Source organism: Sphingomonas parapaucimobilis NBRC 15100 (genome assembly GCF_000787715.1).
GTDB classification, from domain to species: Bacteria; Pseudomonadota; Alphaproteobacteria; order Sphingomonadales; family Sphingomonadaceae; genus Sphingomonas; species Sphingomonas parapaucimobilis.
On sequence record NZ_BBPI01000050.1, the window covers coordinates 1 to 6410 of the forward strand.

Annotated in this window: 7 protein-coding genes; 5 read left to right on the top strand and 2 right to left on the bottom strand. The window is 67.4% G+C overall.

From position 1 onward, the window contains the following. Nucleotides 1-144 precede the first annotated feature (144 nt). The 5 genes from fliQ to fliS all read left to right on the top strand — a co-directional run bounded on the left by fliQ (nt 145) and on the right by fliS (nt 4320). Nucleotides 145-414: a flagellar biosynthesis protein FliQ gene (gene fliQ, locus SP5_RS09245; RefSeq protein WP_042487406.1), complete on the top strand. Its 270-nt coding sequence runs from the start codon at nt 145-147 to the stop codon at nt 412-414. A 2-nt stretch (nt 415-416) separates the two neighbouring features. Beyond that, nucleotides 417-1190 carry a flagellar biosynthetic protein FliR gene (fliR, locus tag SP5_RS09250; protein WP_042487409.1) on the top strand — a complete coding sequence of 258 codons (774 nt, stop codon included), beginning with the start codon at nt 417-419 and terminating at the stop codon, nt 1188-1190. Continuing rightward, nucleotides 1190-2317 carry an EscU/YscU/HrcU family type III secretion system export apparatus switch protein gene (locus SP5_RS09255; protein WP_042487412.1) on the top strand — a complete coding sequence of 376 codons (1128 nt, stop codon included), beginning with the start codon at nt 1190-1192 and terminating at the stop codon, nt 2315-2317. Before fliR ends, SP5_RS09255 begins: the two co-directional genes overlap by 1 nt. A gap of 91 nt (nt 2318-2408) precedes the next feature. Beyond that, nucleotides 2409-3899, top strand: coding sequence for a flagellar filament capping protein FliD (gene fliD / locus SP5_RS09260; RefSeq protein ID WP_042487414.1), 1491 nt, complete (start codon nt 2409-2411; stop codon nt 3897-3899). Nucleotide 3900: 1 nt separating this feature from the next. Beyond that, nucleotides 3901-4320: a flagellar export chaperone FliS gene (gene fliS, locus SP5_RS09265; protein ID WP_042487415.1), complete on the top strand. Its 420-nt coding sequence runs from the start codon at nt 3901-3903 to the stop codon at nt 4318-4320. Between the two features lie 294 nt (nt 4321-4614). Here fliS and SP5_RS09270 read toward each other — a convergent pair whose 3' ends face one another. Beyond that, on the bottom strand, nt 4615-5568 hold the full coding sequence (locus SP5_RS09270) for a zinc transporter ZntB (RefSeq protein WP_042487418.1): 954 nt from the start codon (nt 5566-5568) through the stop codon (nt 4615-4617). Next, nucleotides 5565-6338 carry a precorrin-2 dehydrogenase/sirohydrochlorin ferrochelatase family protein gene (locus SP5_RS09275; RefSeq protein WP_042487421.1) on the bottom strand — a complete coding sequence of 258 codons (774 nt, stop codon included), beginning with the start codon at nt 6336-6338 and terminating at the stop codon, nt 5565-5567. The genes SP5_RS09270 and SP5_RS09275 overlap by 4 nt, the downstream gene beginning before the upstream one ends. Nucleotides 6339-6410: the final 72 nt, after the last annotated feature.

Here is a 6410-nt window from a genome sequence, read left to right on the forward strand (position 1 = left end):
TTCGACTCCAGGAGGACTTCACTCGGCGTAAACGGCCGGGAAATGCAGGTCTTCGTTAACCATTTTCGCGGCATAACCCGTTCAGCCTGAGCGAAGTCGAAGGCCACGGGAAAACCTCACCCATTCGGGATCAAAGACCGCATCATGGACGCCCAATATTTCCTGACGCTGGCCAATCAGAGCATGTGGGTGCTGGCGCTCGCCGCGGCGCCGATCCTGGTGCCCGTGCTCGTCTCGGGTCTGGTGATCGGCATGATCCAGGCCGCGACCTCGATCAACGAACAGACGCTGTCGTTCGTCCCGAAGCTGATCGTCGTCGCCGTCTCGATCCTGATCTTCGGCAGCCTGATCGTTGGGCTGCTCAGCGACTTCATGGTCAGCATGTTCGAGCGTATTCCCGATCTCGTGAAGTAACCATGCTCGGCTTCGGCCTCTCGATCGAGCCGCAGGCTTGGGCGATCCTGTTCCTGATGATCCGCATCGGGGCCGCCTTCATCACCGCGCCCGTGTTCGGCGCGGTGTCGATCCCCCTGCCCGTGCGGGTCAGCCTGGCGGGTGCGATCGCCTTTCTGGTGAACTCGGTCCATCCGGTCGTGCCGCCGCCCGTCATCTTCTCGGTCCCCACCATCATGTCCGTCGCGGGCGAGGCGATCGTCGGTCTGGCGCTGGGCCTGATCCTCCAGATCGCCTTTACCGCGCCGCTGGTCGCCAGCGAGCTGATCGGCGGGTCGATGGGGCTCAACTTCGCCACGACGGTCGATCCGCTCAACGGCCGGTCGAGCCAGGCGCTGGGCCAGTTCTTCACCGTCATGCTGACGCTGTTGTTCCTGTCGGTCGACGGGCACCTCGTCCTCGTCGAGACGATCGTGAAAAGCTATGAGGCGCTGCCGCCCGGACAGGCCTGGATGACCCCGGCACAGTTCAAGGCGATCGCGCTGTTCGGCGGCTATGCCTTTCTCGCCGGGCTGCTGCTGGCGCTGCCGGTCGGTTTCCTGCTGCTCTGCCTGAACCTCGTCATGGGGATGATGAGCCGCGCCGCGCCCTCGCTCAACCTCTTCTCGGTGGGCATGCCCGCCGCGCTGACCATCGGCGTCATCACCATCGCCGTCGCCTTCCCGGCGATGGGTGACTACATGCTCGTCATCATCCGCGAGGCGCTGGCCGCCACCGAGACATTGGTGATCGGCTGATGTCGGAGGGCGGCGAAAAGACAGAAGCCCCAACCCAGAAGCGCCGCGACAAGGCGCGCGAGGACGGGCAGATCCTGCGCAGCCGCGACCTGGCGGCGGCCCTGGTGATGATGGCGGGCATCGCCTGGCTGATGTTCGCAGGCCCCACCTTGCTGGGCGCGTGCAAGGCGGTGATGGCGACAAGTTTCCAGTTCACCCATGCCGATGTCGAGGATTTCGAACCGTTCCGCCCCTTGCTGGAGGCGGGGGGCAAGCTGTGGCCCTCGCTCGCCTCGCTGTTCGCGGTCACGATCGTCGCGACCATCGCGTCGCAGGCGGGTCTCGGCTCGCTCCAGTTCAATCCCAAGGCGATGGCGCCCAAGCCGTCCAAGCTGAACCCCGCCTCGGGCCTGAAGCGCATCTTCGGCACGCATGGCTGGATCGAGCTGGGCAAGTCGCTGCTCAAGGTCGTGCTGCTCGGTGCGCTGGGCGCCTATATGCTGTGGAAGTCGTCGCACGCCACCCTGGGACTGGCGCAGTCGGACCTGAACGGCGCGATCGGATCGCTGGGCGGCACCTTCATCACCATTCTGCTGGTCATGGGCTTCGGCCTGATCCTGATCGCCGGGTTCGACGTGCCGATCCAGATCATCCAGCTGTTCTCCAAGCTCAAGATGACCAAGCAGGAGGTCAAGGACGAGCATAAGGAAAGCGAAGGCAATCCCGAGGCCAAGGCGCATATCCGCGGCAAGCAGCGCGAGATGTCGCGCCGGGCGGTGCGCGCGGCGGTCATGGAGGCGCATGTCATCCTGACCAACCCGACCCATTTCGCCGTCGCCCTGCGCTACGACCGGGGGCAGGACGAGGTGCCGGTGGTCGTCGCCAAGGGACGCGGCGCGACCGCGCTGGCCATTCGCGAACTGGCCGCCGAGCTGGAGACGCCGGTGCTGGAATATCCGCAGCTCGCCCGCGCCGTCTATTACACCAGTCGCGAGGGGCAGGAGGTGCGCGCCGACCTGTACCAAGCGATCGCCGTCGTCCTCGCCTTCGTCTTCGGCCTCAATGCGGGCGCGGGCGGTACGTCGCAGCCGCCCGTCGAGGTGCCGGTGGGCGCCCGCTTCGACGAGAACGGCGTCGAACAGCCATGATGCGTATCGCCCTGCGCCATTCGTCGCATCCCCCTAAAGCCCGACGGCCGGCGGCCGTTAAGCATGGCAAGCGCGCGCCGGAGTATCGTCGATGACCACCGTTTCCTCGAGCACATCGTCCAATAGCACGACGACCTCCTCCACATCCTCGTCCAGTTCGGCGAACGCGAGCAACGCGGCGCAGAATGCGACGAAGACCGCCGCCCAGCAGCTGTTCAACTCGTTGCAGGCGGGTTCGGGCATCGACCTGTCGACGGTCGTCCCCTCGCTGATCGAGGCGCAGTTCGCCGTCAAGACCGCGGCGCTCAAGGCGCAGGCCGACACGCTGACCTCAAAGATTTCGGTCGTGTCGTCGATCAAGAGCGCGATCACCGATTTCGCCTCCGCGCTGGCCTCGCTGGCGAGCGGGGGAACGCTCGCGACCCAGGCGACCAGCTCCGACCCCTCGACCATGAGCGTGACGACGGCGGCGGGCGCCAAGCTGTCGGGCATGTCCAAGTCGATCACCGTCAATGCGCTGGCCAGCGCGCAGGTCTCCTCGACGAAGGCGTCCTTTTCCAAGACGGCCTCGCTGGGCACCGGCAGCCTGTCGATCAAGGTCGGGTCGAAGGATGCCGTATCGGTGTCGTTCGGCGCCGACGACTCGACGCCGGACCTGCTGGCGGCCAAGATCAATGCCGCGAATACCGGCATCACGGCATCGGTCGTCACCGATGCGGGCGGCAATGCCTTCCTGTCCTTCACCGGGGCCAGCGGCAAGGACAACAGCTTCACCATCACCGCGACCGAGGGCGATACGGCGGGGCTCGCCCGGCTGAACGTCGGCAACGGGGCGACCGGGACCGCCACGTCCTCGACCGCCGCCAATGCCAGCATCACGATGGACGGCGTCACCGTCGAGCGGGCGAGCAACAGCGTCAACGACCTGGTGCCCGGGGTGAACATGACCCTGTCCGCGGTGTCGACCAAGCCGCTGTCGCTGACCGGCTCCAGCCCCAGCGCGGCGCTCAGCACCGTCGTGTCCAACTTCGTCTCGACCTATAACGACAATATGACCGCGCTGAACAAGGCGATCGACCCGATCACGGGCGATCTGCGCGCCGATCCCGCCGCACGTTCGCTGGCCCAGACGATGCGCACGCTGACCACGACCAAGCTGGTGCCCGGCAGCGACGTCGATCTCGGCCCCAAGACCCTGGCCGATCTGGGCGTCAGGACCGAGAAGGACGGCACGCTGACCATCGACCAGACGCAGCTGGCCAAGGCGCTGTCGACCTATCCGGATTCCGTCGAGAAGATGTTCCAGTCCAGCGGCGACAATCTGATCGGCCTGTCGGCGCGGATGAACAGCATCCAGCTGTCGGCGACCAGCAGCGTCTATGGCCTGACCGCCTCGTACAGCAACCTGACACAGGCGCAGAAGGATCTGGCGGATCAGCAGAGTCGCCTGTCCGACAATCGCGAACGGGCCAGCGACGCGCTGACCGCGCGCTTCGCGGCGATGAACAGCCGCGTCTCGGCGTACAAATCGGCACAGGGTCTCATGGATCAGCAGGTCAAGATGTGGACGAAGAGCAACTGATATGACCTATGCCTCCGCCCTTCTGACCGATCCCGCCGCCGTCTATCGCCAGATCGACGTGGTCGGCCGCACCGCCATGGCCGACGGCCCCGCGCTGGTGCAGCTGCTCTACGAGGAACTGATCTCCGCGCTCCGTTCGGCCGCCTGGGCGACCGAGCATGGCCAACTCGCACGCAAGAGCGAGCGGGTGACCCGCGCCACCGCCATCCTGTTCGCACTGGAGGCGGGCCTGGATTTCGAGAATGGCGGCGATATGTCGATCACCTTCGCCCGCCTCTATGGCGGCGCCCGCAAGCAGATCGTGGACGCCTCGCTGGGCCAGGACGCGCAGATCTTCCGCAACGTCGCGGCGAGCATCGCCGACATCGCGGAGGCATGGGAAACCGTTCGCAAGATGAACGCGCCGAAGGGCAAGAATTAGAGCATGATGACATGGGATCGCACCAAGCCAGCCCCCTTCAGGGGAGGGGTTGGGGTGGGGCATCGCTACAGGCCCCGCGTTTGCGGAAACGCCCCACCCCCTGCCCCTCCCCTGAAGGGGAGGGGTGGATCAAGCTGATGGCATCATGCCTTAACGCTCAGGCGTATCCCTCACGCCGTTCAGCCTGAGCGAAGTCGAAGGCCAGGGGTTTCCCGAGCGACTCGGCGACGTGCCGGGGGTGCGCTTCGAATTCGCTCGGCGCGAAAGGCGGCTGGGTACGGAAAACGGTGTGCCTTACCGCCGGAACCAGTGTTTCTGGACGAAATAGATCACGATCCCCGCCGCGATCAGCGCGCACGTGCCCAGGATCGCATCGAACGCCCAGGGCTCCTCGGCATAGGGCAGGTTCTTGACGTTCATCCCATACAGCCCGGTGATGAAGGTCAGCGGCAGGAACACCATCGCCACGATCGAGATGACGAGCGCGCGATTGTCGATCTGCTCGGCCCGCATGTCGGTCAGCGTTTCGTGGACCAGCGCGGCGCGTTCGCGGATCGATTCCAGTTCCTCGGCCATGCGCGCGGCGCGGTCGGCCGCGGCGGAGAGGTGCAACCGGTCGTCATCCCCCAGCCAGTCGCCGGGCAGCGCCGCCAGCTTCTCCAGCGCGGCGCGCTGCGGGCTGAGGAAGCGGCGATAGCCGATCGCGGCGACGCGCACCCGGCTGACCGTGCGGCGCAGCTGGAACACGCGATGTTCGTCCAGCTGCTCCTCGCAACTGTCCAACTCGTCGCCCAGGCCCGCGACATCGGGGTCGAGGTCGTTGGTGATGGCGGTGGCGAAGGCGGTGATCAGGTCGCCCGGATCGGCGATGGTGCCGCCCTCGACCTCCTTGCGCACCGTATCGACCGCCAGCAGCGGGCGGCGCGTCACGGAATAGACCCGACCCTTCACCGCCCAGATCCGCACCGAGGCGAGCATGTCCGACCCGTCGAGCGGCTGGCTGCTGCGGCCGCGCAGGTTCAGGAACGCCCCCTCGCCCACCGCCTCGCAGCGCGGGCGGGTTTCGGCGGCGGTCAGCGCGTCGATGACATAATCGGCGAGATGCGCGGAATCGCGCAACCAGCGCTGCGCCACCGCGTCGTTGGTCTCCAGATGCACCCAGACCAGCCGTGCCTTGGCATCCACCGCCTCGCGGATCGGGATCGCCTCGGCCTTGCCGCTATCGATGCCATAGGCGAAGCCGGTCATGCGCCGCGGCCCATGGCCAGGTCGACGATCTGCCCCTCCCCCGGCTCGGCCGGGAGCGCGTCGCTTTCGATCCGGACCGCGTCGGCACGCGCCCGGTCGAGGATCGCGGGCGGCACATCGGCGCGGTGATAGACCCGGTCGGCCGCCGCCAGCGCCCGCGCCTGGCGCAGGGTAAGGTCGTCGGGATTGGTCGAGGTCAGGACGAACGCCTCGACCCTCGCCGCCGGACGGTCGGCCTGCACCAGCCAACCCGCGACATCGGTTTGTCCTGCCAGCGGATCGAGCGCCCCGCCGGGCGACAGCGCCGCCCCGATCGCGCGCCGCCGTTCCGCACCGTCGGGGAAGCGCGCGCGCAAGGCGCTACGGGCCGCGTAAAGCCCCTCGGCCAACCTGCCCAACCCGGCAGGGAGCAACGTCTCCAGTCGCTGGCGCAACGCCGCCGCGAGTCCCGCCGACACGCCGCCGGTGCCGATCGCGACGATCACGGGGCCGCGCTCGACGATGGCGGGCAGCGTGAAGTCGCACGCCGCCGGGCGGTCGACCGCATTGACCAGCACGCCGCGCGCCTTCAGCCGGGCGATGGCGGCTTGCGCTTCGTGCTCATCCTCGATCGCGACGATGGCGAGTGCGGCCTGGGCGTCTTCGCCGACGACCTGCGCGCCCGCGCGGTCGAGCAGGCGGCGCTTGGCCTCGGCCGGTTCGCCCTCGCCGACCAGAATGACCGGACGGCCGTTCAGCCGGACGAACAACGGCAGGCTACCAAGACTCACCCAATCCTCCCCATCTGCGATGGGGAGGGGGACCGCGCCCGGAGGGCGTGGTGGAGGGGCATGGCCGGTCCG